The organism is Morganella psychrotolerans, assembly GCF_001676055.1.
In the GTDB taxonomy this organism is placed as follows: domain Bacteria; phylum Pseudomonadota; class Gammaproteobacteria; order Enterobacterales; family Enterobacteriaceae; genus Morganella; species Morganella psychrotolerans_B.
Window position 1 is genome coordinate 342,156 of the sequence record NZ_LZEX01000023.1, and the last position, 22,475, is coordinate 364,630.

The following is a 22,475-nucleotide window of genomic DNA, read 5'->3' on the forward strand; positions in this document are numbered from 1 at the left end:
CCGGATAAATATTAATTACCGTAAAGCTGCTCAAACCAGCTTTCGAGGATAATGACTGCGGAGGCTGAGTCGACTTTGTCTTTTCCCAGGGCGCGGTAACCGCCGCCGGCAAACAGAGTTGCGCGGGCCTCGACAGTACTGAGCCGTTCATCATGCAGTTCAGCGCGGATCCCGAAACGCCCGTGCAGGCGGTTGGCAAATTTTTTCGCCTGATTAGTTACCAGTTGCGGGGTGCCATCCATATTCAGCGGCAGACCGACGACAACATAATCGGGCAGCCATTCGCGGAAAATAGCGCCAATCAGTTCCCAGTCAGGAATACCCTCACGGGCTTTCAGTGCGGTCAGCGGACGTGCGGTACCGGTGATCGTCTGACCGACGGCGACACCGATACTTTTGGTGCCGAAATCAAAGGAAATAACCGTATTATTACTCATTATGCATGTCCGGCCTGTGGTGCAATGGTATAGATATTAACGCCGATTGCGGAAGCGGCATCACGCCAGCGATCCGGCAACGGTGTACGGAAAATCAGGTTTTGAGTGGCATCAGCCACCAGCCAGCTGTTTTCCATGATTTCGCGCTCCAGCTGACCGGCTGTCCAGCTTGCGTATCCGAGTGTCATCAGATAGCGGGCGGGCTGGCGGGATGTTCCCAGCGCTTCAAGTACATCTTTTGAGGTGGTCAGAAACAAGTCATCAGCGAGGCGGGTGCTGGCCGCGTATTCCTGATCGCCGGAATGAAGCACAAAGCCGTGCTCTTCAGAAACCGGTCCGCCGATAAGAACAGGCTTTTCAAGTGACTGATTATCATCACGGGTTTCCGGAGAAATCTTCAGTTTCTGCAAAATTTTACCGACAGAAAGCTGCTCTATCGGTTTATTAATCACAAGTCCCATTGCCCCGTTTTCGTTGTGTTCACACAGATAGACAACTGAACGCCCGAAATAAGGGTCATCAAGTGAGGGCATTGCAATGAGCAAATGATGTTGTAAGTTCATAACCTTCTTTTCTGTGTCAGTTCCGCAGACCGGAAATCAGATACCGGACTGCGGGTATAAATGGAAGGATGGCGCAACGGTGTGTGTCAGTTACCGGCCGAGACGCTTTTCAATCGCATCCATCAGCATACCGGTAACAGAAACATCCGGATGTGCGGCTTCAATTTCACGGGCGCAGGTCGGGCTGGTGACGTTAATTTCTGTCAGACGGTCGCCAATGACATCCAGTCCGACAAAAATCAGTCCTTTTTCTTTCAGAACCGGTGCAACACTGCGGGCTATCGCCCAATCGCTCTCACTCAGCGGACGCACTTCACCGTGACCACCGGCCGCTAAGTTACCGCGGGTTTCACCTTTTGCCGGAATACGTGCCAGGCAGTAAGGAACCGGCTCGCCATCCACCATCAGAATGCGTTTGTCACCGTCTTTGATAGCCGGCAGAAAATTTTGTGCCATACAGAATGTGTGACCGTGATTGGTCAGGGTTTCAATAATCACGCCGACATTCGGATCATCCTGTTTCAGGCGGAAAATGGATGCGCCGCCCATGCCGTCCAGCGGTTTGAAAATTACATCACCATGTTTTTTATGGAAATCACGCAGACGCTGTTCACTGCGTGTCACCAGGGTGTCAGGCGTTAAATCAGCGAACCAGGCGGTGAACAGTTTTTCATTACAGTCACGCAGGCTCTGCGGTTTGTTGACTATCAGAGAGCCGGCGCTTTCTGCGCGCTCCAGGATATAGGTGGCGTAGATAAATTCAGTGTCAAAAGGCGGATCTTTGCGCATCAGAATAGTATTGAGTGTTCCCAGCGCGATATCCTGCTCTGTACCGAACTGATACCAGCCCGCCGGGTCTTCTTTGACCGTCAGTGTGCGGGTACGGGCACGGGCAACGCCCTGATGCAGATAAAGGTCATTCATCTCCATATAATGGATTTCATAACCACGGCGCTGTGCTTCAAGCAGCATCGCGAAACTGGTGTCTTTTTTGATTTTGATGGAATCTATAGGATCCATCACAATACCGAGCTTAATCATTTTATCTCCTTAACCCAGATCGCCGAAACGCACCTGCAATGCAGTGATTGCAGTGAGCGCGGTAGTTTCTGTACGTAACACGCGCGGACCCAATAAAATATCGGTGAACTGATGTCCGGCTGTCATTGCGATTTCTTCTGCGGACAGCCCGCCTTCAGGACCAATCAGAAGACGCACTTTAGCGGTTTCTGCCGGCAGCGTATTGATACTTTGTGAGGCGCGCGGATGTAAATTAATTTTCAGCGCGTCGTCGGTTTCTGCACACCAGTCCTTCAGGGACTGTACCGGGCGGATCACCGGGATAACATTACGTCCGCACTGCTCACAGGCGGCGATAGCAATTTTCTGCCACTGCTGCTGTTTTTTCTCCAGCCGTTCACCATCGAGTTTAACACCACAACGTTCAGAGATCAGGGGGGTAATAATCTGAACACCCAGTTCGACTGATTTCTGAATGGTAAATTCCATTTTCTCACCACGGGACATGACTTGTCCCAGATGAATATTCAGTGGTGATTCACGATTATCTTCCTGTTCATCCAGAATACGGACGGACACATTTTTTTTTACCCGTATCGGCAATTTCAGCATTAAAAATTTTGTCGGAGCCATTAAACAGGATCAGTGAATAACCGGTTTTCATCCGGAGAACACGGGAAACGTGGTTTGCGCCATCGTCAGTCAGATTTGTGACCATACCCGGCGTTAAGGGATCAGGGTGATAAATGCGCGGAATACGCATGAAAATATCCTTTACGTTCTGCCGGCGGCTGCCGGTTTATACACATAGCCCCATGATAATAGAGGGGGGATCCTCACTGCAAGCTTTTGACCGGGATCATAGCACGGATCTTAACGCTCATTATTGCGTGGCAGACCGAAAAAAAATGTAATTCAGATGAAAACAGGGAAAATCCCGGGCATTTTCAGCCGGTGTCGGGCAGGCTGAATGCTATGGAAAAAAGAAAAACGATATGGATGAAACAGGGATAAATGAACAAGATGATTATGATTAGCTGGGCATTATTATTGCCTTTACCCTTAAAAACGGGAACGGAATATATTCTGCGTCATTATTATCAGTATCCGCAAAAGCTGCATGGCGGATGGCTGTTTTTTCATTGTTTGCTTGCAGGTGGACTGATTGCGCTCTGGTCAGACAGTCAGGTTCTGTGTGTACTATTTTATTCACTGTTGTTTGTGTGTCTGATTATGCTGCTTCATATTGATAACGTGGTTTTTTACCTGCCGGACAAACTGGTTTTTCCGGTGCTGTGGGGCGGGTTATTGTTTCAGATAGAAATGCAGAAAATCCCCTTTTCAGATGCACTGTACGGGGTTATTGCCGGGTTTATTTTGTTATGGGCGGTGGCTGCGGGATACGCGTGGCGAAAAAAACAGAGCGGGCTGGGCGGCGGAGATATCAAACTGTTCTCTGCTATGGGTGCCTGGGTAGGGGCAGAAAAACTGGCAATACTGATGCTGTTTGCCTGCACATCAGCGCTGGTGATGTATCAGCTGCGTTATTTCCGTGCGCGGTATGATAACTCCCTGCACAGCGGCACGCACATTATCGCGTTCGGGCCGCATTTAATTGCAGGGATGATTATCGTGATGAGCGTTATGTCAGGCAGCTGGTTTTAATTGTGCGATCAGTTTATCCCAATGGGATTTTCCACCCAGCACAGCCTGGTTCGGGATGTGCTGAAAGACACCGTTCTCTTCAAGCAGCAGGGTCGGGAATCCGCCTGCCGGTTGATGAACAAATAACTGACGGCTCTCATTGATATGCTGTTCTGTCTGGTCGAACTGTATATCATCAATACTCAGGTCAGCGGCCAGTTTGCGCAGCGTCTCTTTTGTCAGCGGTAAACCATCCTGATAATACGCTTTCTGGCAGGCGTCCAGCATCTCAATACCTTTGCCTGACTGAGATTGCGCACTGAGTATGGCAGCAATCGGCGGCACTGAATCCATCACCCATTCTGTGTTTTTCAGCAGAGCGTGATAAGCATCAGTGAAGGGTTGCCCGGTCAGTTGGGTGATACGCTGATTGTGGCTCAGGATCATCTCACGCAGGCCGTCATCGACGGGGCGGCGCTGCGAGCCGGTGATCATACCGCCGCCATGCAGGACGATTTTCACACCTTGTGCATGTGCTGCCTGAATAAACGGGGCAATTCCGTAACACCAACCGCAGAGCGGATCATAAATATAGTGCAGCGTTTTTACAGACGTATTTTTTACAGACGTGTTTTTTACAGACATAGAGAATTCCTTATCAGATTACTGCGGCCACTGCATTTCGCCTTTCAGGACTTTGGCACTCAGTTCCAGGCTTGATTCATCTGCCAGTGCCGGGTAAGCGGCTTTCATGGTATCAATCAGCGCCTGTGAATCTTTACTGCCCGGCAATGCAGCTTCAGCACGGGTCAGATAATCCGCGGTAAACTGAATGGTTGCCGGTGAAAAATGGCTGTTACCGGTATAGTGACCGGGTACCACGGTGTGTGGTTTTTTCGCCTGCATCTCTTTCAGTGACTGCTGCCAGTACTGACGGGACTGCACAGTTTGTGTATCAGCCAGCCAGACATGAATATTTTCAGAAACCAGCACGCCTCCCATCACCGCAGAAAGTGACGGCACCCAGACATAGCTGCGTTCCGGTGCCGGGCCGTCAAGCCCTTCAATCACAATACTTTCACCTTCCAGCAGAATACGGTTACCTTTTAACGGCTCCGGTACAATAACTGCCTGCGGGGCATTTTCTTTCAGAACCGGTCCCCAATAGGCGAGTTTGCCGTCTTTACTTTCTTTAATCAGATCAACAGTTTGTTGGGTTGCTACAATTTTGGCATCCGGAAAGGCTTTCTTCAACTCATCCAGTCCGAAATAAAAATCCGGATCTGAATGACTGATATAAATCGTTGTCAGCGTTTTGCCGGTTGCGCGGATTTTATCAACCAGTGCCAGAGCATCGTCTTTTTGAAATTGTGCATCAATCAGAACCACCTCATTTTTACCACTGATAATTTCAGAGGACACGGGAAAAATACTTTTTTCGCCGGGGTTATACACATCCAGTGTCAGCGGCGCGGCGACAGTGGCAAATGAGGCGGTCATCAGGGCAGTTAATGCCAGAGCGGTGCGGGTTTTCGTTGTCATGGTGTGAGCCTTATATTCAGGTGATTCGTTAAGATGACGCTATAATAGATTGCATAATCCGCCGGAAAAACCCCATAATCCGGTCTTCATTGTTGCATAAACCGGACAAATGCTATGGACAGGATCACCGCGGCACAGGTTTTTATCGCTATTACCGAACAGCGCAGTATGAGCAAAGCGGCAGAGTCATTGGATATGTCCCGTGCGATGGTCACGCGCTATCTTGCTGAAATGGAGAACTGGGCGGGAGTGCGCCTGCTGAACCGGACAACCCGCAGCCTGACACTGACCTCCGCCGGTGAAAATGTGCTGATTCAAAGCCGGGATCTGCTTAACCTGGCGGCAGCCATAGCCCAGCCGGTTGTGACTGAAGATGATGCGGTACACGGACTGGTCCGGATCACCTGTGCGCAGTCGCTGGCAATGGTGGCACTTTCCAAAGCCATTGTTCAGTTCCGGGCCCGATATCCGGCAATTGCCGTGGATGTACAGGTTACGAACAAGGCGGTAAGCCTGGTGGAAGAGCGCATTGATCTGGCGGTGCGGATTACAAATAACCTGGAACCAAATTTGATAGCCCGTCCACTTTCGCGTTGTGATTCTGTCGTATGTGCTGCACCGGCGTATCTGGAAAAGTATGGTTATCCGCAATATCCGGCGGCACTCAGTGAATTTACCTGTCTGACCTATAATTTCTACGGGCGCAGTTTATGGCTGTTTGAGCGGGATGAAGACGTTATATCCGTTCCTGTGGGCGGAGCGCTCAGTGCGAATGAATCCACATTTTTGCTGGAAGCGACACTGAACGGCGAAGGAATTGCATTACAGCCTTATTGTTCTGTGTATGAGCATCTTAAATCCGGGCGTCTGGTGCGGCTGTTTCCTGAATACCGGCTGCCTTCTCTGGGAATTTACGGTATTTATACCAGCCGCGAGCGGATGGCAAGACCGCTGCGTTTACTGCTGGATTTTCTGGTGGAATGGTTTGGTCACTCACCTGACTGGCTGCCGTATCTTCTGGATGAAGAAACTAATCTGTAACTTGTTGTAATTGCGTATTTATTATCTTCATATGCTGGCGCAGGTGCGTAACAAAAATATCCGTCAATGCGGAGTGCGGGCGGTGTTGCGGGCGGATCAGGCTGACGGTGAACGGAATGCGCCTGCTGAACGGGCGGATACAAATCCCCTCACAATCCATGGCTGTCAGCGGATTGACAATGGATATCCCCAGCCCCTCTTTCACCATCGCGCAGACAGATGCGGCGCTGTGTGTTTCCATAATCATCCGACGCGTAATTTGCTGCTCATTAAACAGTGCATCAATTATCTGACGGTAGTTGTCTGTCACCGACAGACTGATAAAATTCTGGTGTGCAAAATCAGCCGGGGTCAGTACCGTTTTATCGCACAGCGGGTGAGATTCCGGTAACACACACACTTCACTGAGTGTCAGTAATGTTTCCTGTAAGGTGCCCGGCGGTGTCCGGGTGTGTTCGGTTATTCCCAAATCATAGCGCTGTGCTGACAGCCACTCTTCCAGCAGCGGAGATTCCTGCGGAGCGATTTCAAAATTAACATCCGGATACTGCCCGTGAAATGTGCGGCAGACTTTTGGCAAAAGAGACTGCGCAAAAGCCGGCAGACAGGTGATGGTCAGTTGGGCATGCTGAAATTGGCGGATGCTTTCGGCAGCGCGGCTGATGCGCTCCAGTCCGTAATAGGAGCGTTCTACCTCTTCAAACAACCGCAGACCCTGCTCTGTCGGATGAAGGCGTCCTTTGATGCGATCAAAAACCAGAAATCCCAGAATTTGTTCAAAACGCGCAAGCTCACGGCTGACGGTAGGCTGCGAGGTATGCAGCAATTGCGCGGCATCCGTCAGGCTTTTTGTCGTCATGACGGCGTGAAAAATATCGATATGACGCCAGGAGTATTGTTCCATTATTCACCAAATGTATATCAGAAATGAATAGACTTTAGCAAATCAGATATTTTAAATCCTGCAATTTTTTTGTCACGATGGAAAAAAATGAGATCCCTGTCAAAGAGCACAACACCATGACAATCGCAACCAAATCACTACAGGCACCTTTTACCCCGGATGCACTGCGCAGCCTGGCACAGCAGTACGGCACACCGCTGTGGCTTTATGACAGTGAGGTGATTATCAACCGTATTGCGCGGCTGACCCGCTTTGATGTCATCCGCTTTGCACAGAAAGCAAATTCAAATATCCATATTCTGCGACTGATGCGTGAGCAGGGCGTAAAAGTGGATTCAGTTTCTGCGGGAGAAATAGAACGCGCCCTGAAGGCCGGATACACACCTGATGAAATTGTATTCACCGCAGATATGATTACAGCAGAAACGCTTGATCGTGTGCTGGCGCTGGGAATTGCCGTGAATACCGGCTCAGTGGATATGCTGCGCCAGATTGGCGCACGCAGTCCCGGTCATCCGGTCTGGTTACGTATCAATCCGGGTTTTGGTCATGGTCACAGCCAGAAAACTAACACCGGCGGGGAAAACAGTAAGCACGGGATCTGGTTTGCCGACCTCGGGGAAGCGCTGGCAGAAATCAGCCGCTATCAGCTGACGCTGGTGGGTATTCACATGCATATCGGCTCAGGGGTGGATTATGAACACCTGGCAACCGTGTGTGATGCGATGGCGGAGTTAGTTATCACCCATAACCTGGATATCCGGGCGATTTCAGCGGGCGGCGGGTTATCAACACCTTACCGCGATGGTGATGAAGTTATTGATATCAATAATTATTTTTCATTGTGGGATGCTGCCCGTTCGCGCATTGCCCGTCATCTTGGCCGCGATATTACGCTGGAAATTGAACCCGGGCGCTATCTGGTAGCAGAATCAGGTGTTTTGCTTGCACAGGTCCGGGCAGTTAAAGGAATGGGAAGCCGCCACTATGTGCTGGTGGACAGCGGATTTAATGACCTGATGCGTCCTGCGATGTACGGCAGTTATCACCATATTTCGGTATTGCCTGCGGAGGGTGAATTACGGACACAGCCACTGACAGAAACCATTGTTGCCGGTCCGTTATGTGAATCAGGCGATGTATTTACTCAGCTTGAGGGCGGAATGGTGGTTCCCAGAGCGCTGCCGCCGGTGCAGGTGGATGATTTTCTGGTATTCCATGATACGGGAGCTTACGGCGCCTCTATGTCTTCAAATTACAACAGCCGTCCGTTATTACCGGAAGTCCTGTTTACTGACGGCAAACCGGTACTGATCCGTCGCCGCCAGACGATTGACGAGTTGATGGCGCTGGAATTTATCGAATAATTATTATTCTGTCATATACAGAATAAATATAATGCTGAAATACCCGTGTAAAATTACCGGGTATTTTTTTTTATTGATATATACTCCGGGGGAGTTTATTTGTTACTAATAATTGTAAGTGGCTATTTATAGCAAGATATAAATAATAAAACGGTTCTATTTATTACATAAAGATAACAATAAAATTATAGCTATTAACTAAAAAATTTCTCCCGGATTATATCTCCGTGCAGAGTGTGACGGGTACTGTAAAACAAACACAGAAAGATAGAGTCTTTTCACTGTTCACTCTATTATCGCCGCTGACATTATCCTTTTATTTTATATCACCGATACAGCTAGTTTAATACAGTTAGTAACAATTTAATAACTGTATTGGTGTATTAACTGATCGATACGGACTTATTATGAATTTAATGCAACCATTTGTATCAGAAAAATTAATACTTAAAAACAAACTGGTTTATCCACCGATCAGAATAAAACGGGCAACTGACGGCTACGCTAATTATTTTCATCTGGCACATTATATGTCTTTTGCTGTCGGTCAGGTCGGACTGATTATAATGGAGGAGTGCGCGGTAGCCGCTGACGCACGCCTGGGAAGCGGGGCGCTGGGATTATACGAAGATGACCATACCATTATGCTCAGGCAGATTGTGGGTATGCTACAACATGAAGGCAGCAAAGTCGCTATTCAGCTTAATCATGCGGGGAATAAATCCCGTCTGGAATCTGACGGTATTATTCAGGATGTTAACGCATTAACACAGGCTGATATCATCGAGTTGTTTGCCTGTTATACCCGTGCCGCACAGCGGGCTGCGCTGGCGGGGTTTGATGCCCTTGAAATCATGGCCTCCCATGAATTTTTAATTTCTCAGTTTATTGACAGACGGACAAATCAGCGGACAGATAAATACGCAGATCCGGCCATTTTTCTGACAGAGTTACTGATGGCGGTCAGAGCGGTATGGCCGGAGGATAAAGCGATTATTCTTCGTATCGGGACGCGTTATTGTGAGGAAGAGAGTATTTTGTTTACTCAAAATATTTTACATCATATTAATCATCTTATCGATATTGTACATATTTCAAACGGCGGAAGCCGTATGCACGGAACAAATAAAGGAATAGCTTATCAGTTGGATGATACCCGGGAAATAAAAAAACAGTGTAAAAAACCGGTTATTGTTGTCGGGGGAATTCACGACCCTCAATTAGCAGATGAAATACTGGAACATCAATATGCGGATTTAATTGCGGTAGGTCGTGGGTTGTTACGTAATCCTAACTGGTTCCTTGAGTATCTGTTTAAATATGATCGCAAACTGATCCCGCGTCCTTATATCCGCGCGTTCCGCTGATATAAAGAATAAAAATGATGAGGGGGGGATTAAAGGATGATGAAAGCAGCAGTAATAAAGAACAGTATTATCGTATTTATTTTATCACTGGTTTTCGGTACAGCCGGAGCAAGAGAGATTACTGATCTTGCCGGTAATAATGTTGTTATTCCGGATGATGTACAGCGGATAGCCGTTGTGCCTATTCCGTGGATGTCGATGGTATATACCGTGGATGGTTCAGATAACAAAATTATCGGCATGCATCCGTCAGCAAAAGAGGCATACCATAATAGTATATTAAAAACACTGGCACCCGGAATTGAACAGATTAACAGCAGTTTTGTGAATAAAGATTTTACGATTAACGGCGAAGTGCTGGTTAATTTAAAACCGGATCTGGTGATTCTCTGGGATTACCAGAAAGAAGAAAAAGATAAACTGGATAAACTCGGTATTCCGGCTGTTGCCATTAAATATGGTGACCTGAATGACGTCAGAAACGGTATTTTGTTGTTGGGGCAGATTCTGGATAAAGAACAACGTGCAACTGAATTGGTCCGTTTTTTTGATAAGCAAAACAGCGTCGTTCACCGGAAGGCTGAAAATAACAGCCCGGCAACCAGCCGTGAAATAAAAAACGGTATTCCCAGCGTGTTATATGTCAGGGACAGGCATTTAGTCGTTGCCAGCGGAACGTCAGTGAATGACCTGATGATTAGTCGTGCGGGCGGCGTCAATATTACACATGATTTGGCGGTCAAACCTAACTGGACGACAGTTTCTATGGAGCAGTTAATTAACTGGGATCCGGAAATTATCATTCTGAGCCAGTTTGATACCATTGTTCCGGAGGATATTTACCGTAATACCGTAGGCTGGCAGGGGGCGGGTTCTCTCTCTGCGGTAAAAAATAAGCGGGTTTATAAGGCGCCTATCGGTATTTACCGCTGGGATGCGCCGGGGATTGAACTCCGTTGATGATTAAATGGATAGAGGACAGAATTGACGGCAAACCGGTGGATGATGCAGGTATTCAGGATGAGATCCGTCAGTTTTTCCGGCAGTTTTTTAATGTGAACCTGACGGATGCTCAGATGCGCGATATTCTCAGTCTTGATGTGAATACAGCAGGAAAGAGTACAGATAAATAACGTGTTATTAAATTTGATATACCGGAGCCGTATCCGTGGCTCCGGTATTTTTTATTGTATTACTTACGCCTCAGATTTTTCACCTTTCCGGTAACGATGAGAATTTGCATGGGATTTTAAACCAATCATCTCAGGGGCAAATTCATCAACATTGATTGAGCGTAAACGGCTGGCTTCGGCTTTACACAGAATTTCTGCTTCTTCAGGAGTGACTTTCCCTTCCGCCAGTGCGTTTTCAGCCAGCTTATCCAGCCGGGTAAAATCAATATATTTTTCTGCCATACGGCTCAGGCGATCAACCAGCGGTTCAGCGGCAATAATATCGCTGAGTGCTTCATTGAGCAGCCCGTGCGGATTATTTTTTACCGGTGTCAGGTATTGTCCGCGACCGATTCTGTCACGGGTGTCTGAAGGCTCCTGTAGCAGGCGGGCAAGTTTACTGTCCAGTTTATCGGAGGGTGCGCGGTGATGGCGCCCGGTCGGAAAAACAGTCAGGCGCAGCAGCGCAGCAATTTTTCTGTCAGGGAAATTAGCCAGTAAATCATCCATGGCCTTTTCGCCCTCATAAAGACAATCCTGTACCGCCCAGTGAACCAGCGGAAGATCGGCCTGCGGGCGTCCGTCTTCATCAAAGCGTTTTAAGGTGGCTGAGGCGAGATAAAGCTGGCTGAGGATATCACCGAGCCGGGCCGATATGCGTTCCCGTCGTTTCAGGCTGCCGCCGAGTGTCGCCATCGCTGCATCGGACAGCAGTGCCAGATTAGCGCTGAGGCGGTTAAGGTGCTGATAGTAGCGGCGGGTTTCATCACGAAATGGTGAGGCACTGAAACGGCCGCGGGATAATCCCAGCCAGAAACTGCGGGTTGCCGCTGTCAGCACATGACCGATATGGGCAAAAAGGGCGCTGTCAAATTTATCTAACTGATTATTATCAGCGGCATCTATTTCTGCCAGAACATACGGGTGGCAGCGGATAGCGCCCTGACCAAAAATAATCATACTGCGGGTCAGAATATTGGCACCTTCAACAGTGATAGCGATAGGTGATCCCTGATAGTTGCGAGCCAGGAAGTTAGAGGGACCGAGACAGATACCTTTCCCGCCGGCAATATCCATTGCGTCAATAATGGCGCGCTGTCCCCGGTGGGTACAGTGATACTTCACAATGGCAGAAAGCACGGCGGGTTTTTCACCCAGCATAATGCCGGTGGTGATAAGCGTTGCAGCGGCATCCATCAGATAGGCATTACCGGCAATGCGTGCCAGAGGCTCTTCAATTCCTTCCATTTTACCAATCGGTATCCGGAACTGGCGGCGGATACGGGCGTATGCACCAATCGCCATTGCCGCACTTTTTAATCCGCCGGTAGCATTGGACGGCAGGGTGATACCGCGTCCGACGGACAGACACTCGACCAGCATCCGCCAGCCCTGACCCGCCATAGCTGGTCCGCCGATAATATAATCAAGCGGGACAAACACATCTTTGCCGCGTGTCGGTCCGTTCTGGAACGGAATATTGAGCGGGAAATGCCGGGTGCCGGTTTCCACTCCCGGGGTATTCACCGGGATCAGCGCACAAGTGATACCCCGTGAGGTTTTATCCCCGATAAGTTTATCAGGATCATACAATTTAAAGGCGAGACCCAGCACAGTGGCGACAGGGGCGAGAGTGATATAGCGTTTGTTCCAGTTCAGGCGGATGCCCGGAACCTGCTCTCCCTGCCACTCTCCCATACAGACGATACCGCTGTCCGGGATAGCACCGGCATCAGATCCGGCTTCAGGGCTGGTCAGTGCAAAACAGGGGATTTCTTCACCGGATGCGAGACCCGGCAGCCAGCGTTTTTTCTGCTCGTCAGTTCCGTAGTGCTGAAGTAATTCACCCGGACCGAGCGAGTTAGGCACACCGACAGTAATGGCCAGAATACCGGAAACCCCTGCCAGCTTTTGCAGTACCCGTGCCTGGGCATAAGCAGAAAAAGCAAGTCCGCCGTATTCCTTGCGGATAATCATGGCGAAGAATTTGTGTTCGCGCAGGAACTGCCACAGCTCAGGCGGGAGATCAGCCAGTTCATGAGTTATATCGAAGTCATTTGCCATACGGCAGGCTTCCTCAACCGGCCCGTCCAGAAATGCCTGCTCTTCCTGTGTCAGTTGCGGTTTCGGGTAATTGTGCAGTTTCTGCCAGTCAGGTTGTCCCTGAAACAGATCACCTTCCCACCAGGTTGTTCCCGCATCGATGGCTTCTTTTTCTGTCTGTGACATCGCAGGCATAACTTTTTTGAATAATAGCATCAGCCGGCTGCTGAACAGCGCCCGCCGGAAGGGGGTCACGACGAAAGGCAGCATAATCAGCAGCAAAAGCAGTGTGACAGGAAGCGGCCATAATCCGGATATAGTCATGATGATACTGAACAGTATCAGTGCCAGTGCGCTGTACACCAAGCCAACACGATAAAATGACAGCAGTCCGGTAACAGCGATAAATAAAATAATGCTGAGTAGTATCATTATTAACCTCCGTAATTGAATATCCGTGTCAGTACAATGCGACATCAGAGGTCTGACCTGTTGTGTTCAGATTTAGCGCAACGAAGAAAGAACTTCAATGATTTTACATTTTATTTACAACTCAGCTCACAAAAATAAAATGACAAAATACGTGTTGTTCTCAGATGCCACAGATTGCATCTTCTTTCACTGCGGGAGATCCGTTACACTTAATGAAGACGAATCCGATTAATTTTCAGGAGCCTATCTCTATGTACCAGGAACTTATCCGCGGTGAACTGACCGAAGCCGCTGCAACTCTTGATAACTTTTTGAAAGATGAGAAGAATATTGAGGTTATCCAGCAGGCGGCGGTTATGTTGGCTGACTCATTCAAAGCCGGTGGCAAAGTGATGTCATGTGGTAATGGCGGCTCACATTGCGATGCGATGCACTTTGCTGAAGAACTGACAGGGCGTTACCGTGAAAACCGTCCGGGGTATCCGGCGATCGCGATTTCTGATGTCAGTCACTTATCATGTGTCAGTAATGATTTCGGCTATGAATATGTTTTTTCCCGGTTTGTTGAATCAGTCGGTCGTGAAGGTGATGTATTACTCGGGATTTCCACTTCAGGCAATTCCGGCAATATCATCAGAGCGATTGATGCCGCGCGTGCCAAAGGCATGAAAGTGATTACGCTGACCGGCAAAGATGGCGGAAAGATGGCGGGTAGTGCAGATATTGAAATCCGCGTTCCTCATTTTGGTTACGCTGACCGTATTCAGGAGATCCATATTAAAGTGATCCATATCCTGATTATGCTGATTGAAAAAGAGATGGTTAAGTAAGAAAGGAAATAAAATTATTAATCAGGAAAGGTCCGGAATGCACTAAGATTTTTCCTGAGTATAATTGCTTGTATCTTTGTTCGTGTAAACAGTTGATTCGTTGGCTGTATTTCGCTCTACCTTGTTACCGGTTTTATCTATGTTCCCTATCTGCCTTTCCTTGCTGTCGCATCTTGAATGATGTTGGGCATATATAACTAAATCATCTGAACAGATAATATTTACATTATTGTTAATCTATCTGGTTAGGGGTAAAAATAGGTTCACGGATAATAAAAATATCATTATACAGGGAGGAGGGAGTTATGTGTGAACTACTGGGCATGAGTGCGAATGTACCAACGGATATTTATTTCAGCCTCAGCGGTCTTATACCGCGTGGCGGTCAGACCGGACCTCATAAAGACGGATGGGGGATAACCTTCTATGAAGGAATGGGATGCCGCACGTTTAAAGATCCGCAGGCCTGCTGTCAGTCTCCCGTTGCCCGCTTTGTTCAGGAATACCCGATAAAGTCAGAGGCGGTGATTGCCCATATCCGCCAGGCAAACCGGGGCGTGGTATCACTGGAAAATACGCATCCGTTTACCCGTGAATTATGGGGACGAAACTGGACTTATGCCCATAACGGACAACTGACCGGTTATGAACATCTGCCGACAGGGTTTTACAGCCCGGTGGGTCAGACGGACAGTGAGCACGCTTTTTGCTGGTTACTCAACCGATTGCAGGAAAAATATCCACAGCCACCGCAGGATTGGCGCGGAGTATTTCACGACATTATGCTACTGGCTGATGAGCTGCGTCAGTTTGGTGTCTTTAATATGCTGTTGTCTGACGGGCGCTATGTTCTGGCGTATTGTTCAACAAATCTGCACTGGATCACCCGCCGGGCGCCATTTGGCAAAGCCCGGCTGACAGACAGTGATGTAGAGATTGATTTTTCACAGCACACGAATCCGGATGATGTGGTATCGGTTATTGCAACACAGCCGCTGACCGGTAATGAGCAATGGCAGAAAATTAATCAGGGTGAAGCTGTTCTTTTTCATTACGGCGAACGGATTGATTCCTTACTCTAAGCTGCGGGTCAGTAATGCTTCTGCAACGGAAGCCGACGGTGCTGCGGAGCGGGCATTTACCACATAGCGACCGTTGATCACCGAGACGACAGCCGGAATGCGGTTATCTGCAAAGTATTGATATGCCGGCTGTAATTGCTGCCAAAATGCCATATGTGATGAATTCCGGTGGCGGTTCATATTCTCCTGATTCATCCTGAACGGATAAATCGCAATATTCAGGTCTGTCTGACCACCTTGCAATGCATTCTCCACATTCCGGTAAATTTCCCCCATATAAGCATCTGTCATGGCGTAACATCCTACCGATTTGCAGTCTCCGTGGATCATCAGGTAATCACCGCTATAGCCATGAGCGCGGTCAAATTCATTGGGAAAACCAAGGTTAATAGCTCGATAAAACCGACTGTTCGGGTTTAATTGTGCGGGTGTTACACGGTAAAACCCTTCCGGACTTTTTAAATCTCCGGTTAACTGTTTCGGACCCAGTCCCCCGGAAAACTGACAAACAGGATAACGTTTGACCAATCTGAAACGCCCGTTACTTTCGCGGTGATACAATTCCAGCTCTTTTTCTTCTTTGAATATCTGTATAAATACGGGGTTATTACGGACATCACTTACCTGAGGTGTGAGCCATAATGACGTGGTTTCAGCCCGGCTTACTGATGACTGGCCAACAAAAAACAGAAGGCCGGACATGATGAAAATGATATGTCTTATTGTCTGCATTCAGGGTATGGATAAGTTGGTGAAAAAAGTAACAACAGATTGCCATGATGTCGGTAATTTGTGAATGGTTCTTTCCGGGAGAAAATCATTTGTTATCAAAATAGGCATGATTAAAAAATAACCATTAATCGTTAAAGATGATTGGATAACTCGGTTTTTTCGAGTTCATGGGTTTTATTTACGACATTAATCTTATTTGCTTGAGCCAGGTCACTCGTTTCATCAGACAGGGGTGTTATGAAGTGGTAAAATAAACCGGATCTGGTTTAAGCAAAATTGTGACAATTATCGGAGAAAATAACTTGGGGTGACAAGTGCGGCCCAAGCTGTTTTTATTGTTGAGTTATCATTGTCTGCTCCGGCAGCTTTGATGTGGGTTTAACAGAAAACTTGTGCAAAACTTATGATTAAAATTAAAAAAGGACTCGACCTGCCGATAGCAGGTGCACCTGCCCAAGTCATAGAAGATGGCCCTTTGATCCGCCACGTAGCGCTGCTGGGTGAGGAATATGTAGGGATGCGTCCGTCTATGCTGGTTCAGGAAGGCGGGCAGGTTAAAAAAGGACAGGCACTTTTTGAAGACAAAAAGAACCCCGGTGTCATTTTTACCAGCCCGGCCAGCGGATACGTAAAAGCGATTAACCGTGGTGAGCGTCGCGTACTGCAATCTGTTGTCATTGAGGTGCAGGGAGACGAACAAATCACGTTTGACAGCTACGATCGCCGTGAGCTGTCTGCGCTGACCCGCGAACAGGCAGAAAAGAATTTAGTCTCCTCCGGGTTATGGACAGCGCTGCGGACCCGTCCGTTCAGCCGCAGCCCGGTAATTGGTTCTGTTCCGGCCGCTATCTTTGTGACCGCAATGGATACTAACCCGCTGGCGGCGGATCCGCTGGTCATTATCAGTGAGGAACATGCCGCGTTTGATGACGGGTTACAGGTTCTGAGCCGTCTGACGGAAGGCAACGTTCATATCTGTCACGCAGTTGCTGATTTCAGTAAAGTTACCGATAACAACCAACTGAGTTATACCCGGTTTACCGGCCCGCATCCGGCGGGACTTGCCGGAACACATATCCATTTCCTGGAACCGGTCAGTGCGAAGAAAATTGTCTGGTCGCTCAATTATCAGGATGTTATCGCTATCGGGAAACTCTTCACGACCGGGCTTTTATATACTGACCGTATTGTGGCGCTCGGTGGTCCGCAGGTGGAAAATCCGCGTCTGCTGAGAACCCGCCTTGGTGCTGATCTGAATGAACTGACTGATGGTCAGTTGAAAGCCGGTGAAAACCGGATTATTTCAGGCTCAGTCCTGTGGGGTGTTGCCTGTGATGACGCTCATCATTATCTGGGGCGTTTTGTTAATCAGGTATCGGTTCTGGCTGAAGGCCGCGAAAAAGAGCTGTTTGGCTGGATTATGCCGGGCGCGGATAAATATACCGTCACCCGCACCACACTGGGGCATTTCTTTAAGAAGAAACTGTTCTCATTCACCACCGCAATGCATGGCGGTGAGCGCTCTATGGTGCCAATCGGCAGCTATGAACGGGTGATGCCGCTCGACATTATGGCGACGCATTTCCTGCGTGACCTGCTGGCGGGAGATACTGACAGCTCGCAGGCACTGGGTGCGCTGGAGCTGGATGAGGAAGATCTGGGGCTGTGTACTTACGTCTGCCAGAGTAAATATGAGTACGGCCCGGTGCTGCGTGACGTACTGACCAGGATCGAGCAGGAAGGGTAATTATGGGTCTGAAAAATTTTTTAGAGAAGATTGAGCCGCATTTTGAACCGGGCGGCAAATTGCAGAGATGGTATGTGCTTTATGAAGCTGCCGCGACCATCTTCTATACACCGGGAACAGTGACCCGCGGGCGTTCACACGTACGCGACACCATTGACCTGAAACGCCTGATGATTCTGGTCTGGCTCTCTGTTTTCCCGGCCATGTTCTGGGGAATGTACAACGTAGGTAACCAGGCTATTCCGGTGCTGCTGGATATGTACCGCGGTGCGGAACTTCAGCAGGTGATCGCGGGAGACTGGCATTATCGCCTGGCGGAACTTGTCGGCGTTTCTTTTACGTCTGATGCGGGCTGGGGCAGCAAAATGCTGTTCGGTGCCGTCTATTTCCTGCCGGTTTATGCGGTGATTTTTGCAGTGGGCGGCTTCTGGGAAGTCCTGTTTGCTCTGATCCGCGGTCATGAAATTAATGAAGGTTTCTTTATTACCTCCATTCTGCTGGCATTAATTGTGCCGCCGACTCTGCCGTTATGGCAGGCTGCACTGGCGGTTACTTTTGGTGTGGTGGTCGCGAAAGAAATTTTCGGGGGAACCGGACGTAATTTCCTGAATCCGGCGCTTGCCGGACGTGCTTTTCTGTTCTTCGCTTATCCGGCTCAGATTTCCGGCGATACAGTCTGGACAGCCGCAGATGGTTTCTCCGGTGCGACCCCGCTGTCACAGTGGGCGGTCGGCGGTAATACCCATCTGGTTAATACGCTGACTAATCAACCTATTTCGTGGATGGATGCTTTTATTGGCAACATTCCCGGTTCGATTGGTGAAGTGTCAACGCTGATGATCCTTATCGGCGGTGCCGTCATCCTGTTTGCCCGTATTGCCTCGCTGCGTATTGTGGCGGGTGTCATGGCCGGGATGATTGTGATGTCGCTGATATTCAACCTGATCGGCTCAGAGACCAACCCGCTGTTTGCTATGCCGTGGTACTGGCATCTGGTGCTGGGAGGTTTTGCGTTCGGGATGATCTTTATGGCAACGGACCCGGTATCGGCATCATTTACTGATAAAGGTAAATGGGCATACGGGATCCTTATCGGGGTGATGTGTGTCCTGATCAGGGTGGCAAATCCGGCCTATCCGGAAGGTATGATGTTGGCAATTCTGTTCGCTAACTTATTCGCGCCGTTATTTGATTATCTGGTTGTTCAGGCAAATATTAAGCGGAGAAAAGCGCGTGGCTAATGAAAAAACGAAAAACAAGGACAGTGTCGCAAGAACGTTTATCGTTGTCTTCGTCCTTTGCCTTGTGTGTTCAGTCATCGTGGCAGGGTCTGCCGTGGGTCTGAAATCCACGCAGCAGACACAAATCATGTTGGATAAACAGCGCAATATCCTGGATGTCGCCGGGTTACTTACGCCGTCAATGCCGGCAGATGAAATTGATGCCGTCTATAAAAAGTTTGTCAAAGTTAAATTGGTGGATTTAAAAACCGGTCAGATGACTGACAGCCGTGGTAAATACGATCTTAACGACGAGTTGCGCAGCGACGAAACCAGTATCGCATTATCACCGGAAGAAGATTTGGCGAAAATCCGCCGCCGGGCTATCAGCGCAGAGATTTATCTGGTGCAGAACGATAAAGGCGAAACCAGTAAAATTGTTCTGCCGGTATATGGCTCCGGTCTGTGGTCTGTGATGTATGCCTTTATCGCGATTGACGTGGATGGGATTACCTCTGAGGGGATCTCTTACTATCAGCACGGTGAAACGCCGGGGCTGGGCGGTGAAGTGGATAATCTGCAGTGGCGTAAACAGTGGATTGGTAAAAAACTGTTTAATGAGGAAGGGGTGCCGGCGATTAAAATTGTCCGCAGCGGCTCCACTGACAGCCCGTACGGAATTGATGGTTTATCCGGCGCGACACTGACCTCAAACGGTATCCAGCATATGTTTGATTTCTGGCTGGGTGATAACGGTTTTGGCCCGTTCCTGAAAACAGTACGCGAAGGAGCGTTAAATCATGGCTGACAGTAAAGAAATTAAACGCGTTCTTCTCGGACCGTTATTTGATAATAACCCGATAGCCTTACAGGTTCTGGGGGTTTGTTCGGCACTGGCGGTAACCACAAAACTGGAAACCGCGCTGGTAATGACCATTGCAGTGACGCTGGTAACGGCATTCTCCAGCATGTTTATCTCGATGATCCGTAACTTTATTCCGGGTAGTGTGCGGATAATTGTGCAGATGGCGATTATCGCCTCGCTGGTTATCCTTGTTGACCAAATCCTGCGGGCGTATGCCTACGGGATCTCCAAACAGCTCTCCGTATTCGTCGGTCTTATCATTACAAACTGTATTGTGATGGGGCGTGCGGAAGCGTACGCAATGAAAGCACCGCCGATTGAAAGCTTTATGGATGGTATTGGTAACGGTCTGGGCTACGGTGTGATCCTGCTGATGGTGGGCTTTGTCCGTGAGCTGGTGGGGTCCGGTAAACTCTTTGGAGTAACAGTGCTGGAAACAATTCAGAACGGTGGCTGGTATCAGCCTAACGGGTTGTTCCTGCTGGCACCAAGTGCGTTTTTCATTATCGGTATGCTTATCTGGGGATTACGCACACTGAAACCTTCACAAATCGAGGAGGATTAAGATATGGAACATTATATCAGTCTCTTTGTGAAAGCCGTGTTTATTGAAAATATGGCGCTGGCCTTCTTTCTCGGGATGTGTACTTTTCTTGCGGTGTCCAAAAATGTAAAAACAGCATTTGGTTTGGGCGTTGCGGTTACCGTCGTTCTCGGGATCTCTGTTCCGGCAAATAACCTGGTGTACAACTTGCTGTTACGCGACGGCGCACTGATGGATGGTGTAGATTTAAGTTTCCTGAATTTCATCACGTTTATCGGGGTGATTGCCGCACTGGTACAGATTCTGGAGATGATTTTAGATCGCTACTTCCCGTCACTGTATAACGCGCTGGGGATCTTCCTGCCGCTTATCACAGTGAACTGTGCCATTTTCGGTGGTGTCTCCTTTATGGCTCAGCGCGATTACAATTTCACTGAGTCCATTGTTTACGGCTTTGGTTCCGGTATCGGCTGGTTGCTGGCGATTGTGCTGATGGCGGCTATCCGCGAGAAGATGAAGTACTCCGATGTTCCGGGCGGCCTGAAAGGGCTGGGGATCACATTTGTGACCACAGGTCTTATGGCACTGGGCTTTATGTCCTTCTCCGGCGTACAGTTATAAGGGTGAAACGCAGTTATGGATATCATTATTTTAGGCGTAGCAATGTTTACCCTGATTGTTCTGGCGCTGACAGCGTTGATTTTGTTCGCAAAATCAAAACTGGTGAACACAGGGGACATTAAAGTTGAAATCAACGGTGATGCAGAGAAAAGCTTTGAAGCACCTGCCGGTGATAAGTTACTGAATATGCTGTCAAATCAGGGCATTTTTGTCTCATCGGCCTGTGGTGGCGGCGGTACGTGTGGTCAGTGCCGGGTTACTATCAAAGAGGGCGGCGGTGATATTCTGCCGACCGAAATGTCTCACATTAATAAACGTGAAGCCCGTGAAGGCTGCCGCCTGGCGTGCCAGGTCAATGTGAAGCAGGATCTGAAAATCGAACTGCCGGAAGAAATTTTCGGGGTGAAGAAATGGGAGTGCGAGGTTATCTCCAATGATAACAAAGCGACTTTTATTAAAGAACTGAAGCTGAAAATTCCTGATGGTGAGATTGTTCCGTTCCGCGCAGGGGGCTTTATTCAGATTGAGTGCCCGCCGCATGTGGTTCGTTATGATGAATTCGATGTGCCGGATGAGTATCGCGGGGACTGGGATCAGTTTAATTTGTTCCGCTATGTATCTGATGTGAAAGAGCAGACTGTCCGTGCGTATTCGATGGCAAACTATCCGGAAGAGCACGGTATTATTTTGCTGAACGTGCGTATTGCGACACCACCTCCGCGTATGCCGGATGCGCCTCCGGGCATTATGTCGTCTTACATCTGGTCGTTGAAAGCGGGTGATAAAGTGACTATTTCCGGGCCATTCGGGGAGTTCTTCGCAAAAGAAACCGATGCGGAAATGGTCTTTATCGGCGGCGGTGCGGGTATGGCGCCAATGCGTTCTCATATCTTTGATCAGCTTAAGCGTCTGCACTCCAAACGCAAAATATCGTTCTGGTATGGTGCGCGGTCAAAACGTGAAATGTTCTATGAAGAGGATTTTGACCAGCTTCAGGCTGAGAATGAAAACTTCACCTGGAATGTCGCGTTGTCAGATGCGCAGCCGGAAGATAACTGGGATGGATACACCGGGTTTATTCATAATGTTCTGTATGAGCATTACCTGAAAAACCATCCGGCTCCGGAAGATTGTGAGTTTTACATGTGCGGACCGCCAATGATGAATGCGGCCGTTATCAAGATGCTCAAAGATCTTGGTGTGGAAGATTCCAACATCATGCTGGATGACTTCGGCGGCTGATCCCCGCAATGTCAGTAATAGAATGCGCCCACACATGTGGGCGCATATGATCTGAAATCA

At 48.7% G+C, this 22,475-nt stretch carries 22 protein-coding genes and 1 pseudogene; 14 read left to right on the forward strand and 9 right to left on the reverse strand.

Annotated features, from left to right (window positions below):
• Positions 1-11 precede the first annotated feature (11 nt).
• From ruvX to rsmE, 4 genes and pseudogenes are all read right to left on the reverse strand, one after another.
• Positions 12-437, reverse strand: coding sequence for a Holliday junction resolvase RuvX (gene ruvX, locus AYY17_RS13510; RefSeq protein ID WP_067424410.1), 426 nt, complete (start codon positions 435-437; stop codon positions 12-14).
• Positions 437-1,000, reverse strand: coding sequence for a YqgE/AlgH family protein (locus tag AYY17_RS13515; protein ID WP_067424412.1), 564 nt, complete (start codon positions 998-1,000; stop codon positions 437-439). The genes ruvX and AYY17_RS13515 overlap by 1 nt, the downstream gene beginning before the upstream one ends.
• A gap of 90 nt (positions 1,001-1,090) precedes the next feature.
• On the reverse strand, positions 1,091-2,041 hold the full coding sequence (gene gshB, locus AYY17_RS13520; protein ID WP_067424414.1) for a glutathione synthase: 951 nt from the start codon (positions 2,039-2,041) through the stop codon (positions 1,091-1,093).
• A gap of 9 nt (positions 2,042-2,050) precedes the next feature.
• A pseudogene (rsmE, locus tag AYY17_RS13525) lies at positions 2,051-2,783 on the reverse strand (16S rRNA (uracil(1498)-N(3))-methyltransferase).
• Positions 2,784-3,034: 251 nt separating this feature from the next.
• On the opposite strand from rsmE, the gene AYY17_RS13530 reads away from it, so the two are divergent.
• A complete protein-coding gene (locus AYY17_RS13530) occupies positions 3,035-3,685 on the forward strand; it encodes a prepilin peptidase (protein ID WP_067424416.1) in 651 nt (216 codons plus the stop codon).
• Here AYY17_RS13530 and AYY17_RS13535 read toward each other — a convergent pair.
• Positions 3,668-4,309, reverse strand: coding sequence for a DsbA family protein (locus AYY17_RS13535; protein WP_067424417.1), 642 nt, complete (start codon positions 4,307-4,309; stop codon positions 3,668-3,670). The genes AYY17_RS13530 and AYY17_RS13535 overlap by 18 nt on opposite strands.
• An 18-nt stretch (positions 4,310-4,327) precedes the next feature.
• Entirely contained in the window at positions 4,328-5,206 is an 879-nt protein-coding gene (locus AYY17_RS13540) for an MBL fold metallo-hydrolase (protein WP_067424419.1), read from the reverse strand.
• A 114-nt stretch (positions 5,207-5,320) separates the two neighbouring features.
• Here AYY17_RS13540 and AYY17_RS13545 point away from each other — a divergent pair, with 114 nt between their 5' ends.
• Positions 5,321-6,247, forward strand: coding sequence for a LysR family transcriptional regulator (locus AYY17_RS13545; RefSeq protein WP_067424421.1), 927 nt, complete (start codon positions 5,321-5,323; stop codon positions 6,245-6,247).
• Here the strand turns inward: AYY17_RS13545 and AYY17_RS13550 are convergent.
• Complete coding sequence (locus AYY17_RS13550; RefSeq protein WP_067424423.1) at positions 6,237-7,151, reverse strand: LysR family transcriptional regulator; 915 nt, start codon at positions 7,149-7,151, stop codon at positions 6,237-6,239. The two genes, AYY17_RS13545 and AYY17_RS13550, sit on opposite strands and share 11 nt — an antisense overlap.
• Before the next feature lie 116 nt (positions 7,152-7,267).
• Here AYY17_RS13550 and lysA point away from each other — a divergent pair, with 116 nt between their 5' ends.
• From lysA to AYY17_RS22350, 4 genes are all read left to right on the forward strand, one after another.
• On the forward strand, positions 7,268-8,518 hold the full coding sequence (lysA, locus tag AYY17_RS13555) for a diaminopimelate decarboxylase (RefSeq protein WP_067424499.1): 1,251 nt from the start codon (positions 7,268-7,270) through the stop codon (positions 8,516-8,518).
• A gap of 407 nt (positions 8,519-8,925) precedes the next feature.
• Positions 8,926-9,885, forward strand: coding sequence for an oxidoreductase (locus AYY17_RS13560; RefSeq protein WP_067424424.1), 960 nt, complete (start codon positions 8,926-8,928; stop codon positions 9,883-9,885).
• A 36-nt stretch (positions 9,886-9,921) separates the two neighbouring features.
• Positions 9,922-10,845, forward strand: coding sequence for an ABC transporter substrate-binding protein (locus tag AYY17_RS13565; RefSeq protein ID WP_235845387.1), 924 nt, complete (start codon positions 9,922-9,924; stop codon positions 10,843-10,845).
• Positions 10,845-11,018 carry a hypothetical protein gene (locus AYY17_RS22350; RefSeq protein ID WP_235845388.1) on the forward strand — a complete coding sequence of 58 codons (174 nt, stop codon included), beginning with the start codon at positions 10,845-10,847 and terminating at the stop codon, positions 11,016-11,018. The genes AYY17_RS13565 and AYY17_RS22350 overlap by 1 nt, the downstream gene beginning before the upstream one ends.
• A gap of 63 nt (positions 11,019-11,081) precedes the next feature.
• Here AYY17_RS22350 and fadE read toward each other — a convergent pair whose 3' ends face one another.
• Entirely contained in the window at positions 11,082-13,532 is a 2,451-nt protein-coding gene (fadE, locus tag AYY17_RS13570; protein ID WP_067424426.1) for an acyl-CoA dehydrogenase FadE, read from the reverse strand.
• A gap of 251 nt (positions 13,533-13,783) precedes the next feature.
• Here fadE and lpcA point away from each other — a divergent pair, with 251 nt between their 5' ends.
• A complete protein-coding gene (gene lpcA / locus AYY17_RS13575; protein ID WP_067367512.1) occupies positions 13,784-14,362 on the forward strand; it encodes a D-sedoheptulose 7-phosphate isomerase in 579 nt (192 codons plus the stop codon).
• 305 nt (positions 14,363-14,667) lie between these two features.
• Entirely contained in the window at positions 14,668-15,444 is a 777-nt protein-coding gene (locus AYY17_RS13580) for a class II glutamine amidotransferase (protein WP_067424428.1), read from the forward strand.
• On the opposite strand, the gene AYY17_RS13585 is transcribed toward AYY17_RS13580, so the two are convergent.
• Positions 15,436-16,146, reverse strand: a complete 711-nt coding sequence (locus tag AYY17_RS13585; protein WP_202906420.1) for a L,D-transpeptidase family protein — start codon at positions 16,144-16,146, stop codon at positions 15,436-15,438. The two genes, AYY17_RS13580 and AYY17_RS13585, sit on opposite strands and share 9 nt — an antisense overlap.
• A 433-nt stretch (positions 16,147-16,579) precedes the next feature.
• Between AYY17_RS13585 and AYY17_RS13590 the strand changes: the two genes are divergently transcribed.
• The 6 genes from AYY17_RS13590 to nqrF are packed head-to-tail and all read left to right on the forward strand — an operon-like array spanning position 16,580 to position 22,415.
• Complete coding sequence (locus AYY17_RS13590; protein ID WP_067424430.1) at positions 16,580-17,923, forward strand: Na(+)-translocating NADH-quinone reductase subunit A; 1,344 nt, start codon at positions 16,580-16,582, stop codon at positions 17,921-17,923.
• Positions 17,924-17,925: 2 nt separating this feature from the next.
• On the forward strand, positions 17,926-19,164 hold the full coding sequence (locus AYY17_RS13595) for an NADH:ubiquinone reductase (Na(+)-transporting) subunit B (RefSeq protein WP_067424432.1): 1,239 nt from the start codon (positions 17,926-17,928) through the stop codon (positions 19,162-19,164).
• A complete protein-coding gene (locus AYY17_RS13600) occupies positions 19,157-19,951 on the forward strand; it encodes a Na(+)-translocating NADH-quinone reductase subunit C (RefSeq protein ID WP_067424434.1) in 795 nt (264 codons plus the stop codon). The genes AYY17_RS13595 and AYY17_RS13600 overlap by 8 nt, the downstream gene beginning before the upstream one ends.
• The gene (locus AYY17_RS13605; protein ID WP_067424436.1) at positions 19,944-20,573 is read left to right on the forward strand and encodes an NADH:ubiquinone reductase (Na(+)-transporting) subunit D; all 630 of its coding nucleotides are present in this window, start codon (positions 19,944-19,946) and stop codon (positions 20,571-20,573) included. Before AYY17_RS13600 ends, AYY17_RS13605 begins: the two co-directional genes overlap by 8 nt.
• A 3-nt stretch (positions 20,574-20,576) precedes the next feature.
• Positions 20,577-21,173: an NADH:ubiquinone reductase (Na(+)-transporting) subunit E gene (nqrE, locus tag AYY17_RS13610; RefSeq protein WP_067367483.1), complete on the forward strand. Its 597-nt coding sequence runs from the start codon at positions 20,577-20,579 to the stop codon at positions 21,171-21,173.
• Positions 21,174-21,188: 15 nt separating this feature from the next.
• Complete coding sequence (gene nqrF / locus AYY17_RS13615) at positions 21,189-22,415, forward strand: NADH:ubiquinone reductase (Na(+)-transporting) subunit F (protein WP_067424438.1); 1,227 nt, start codon at positions 21,189-21,191, stop codon at positions 22,413-22,415.
• Positions 22,416-22,475: the final 60 nt, after the last annotated feature.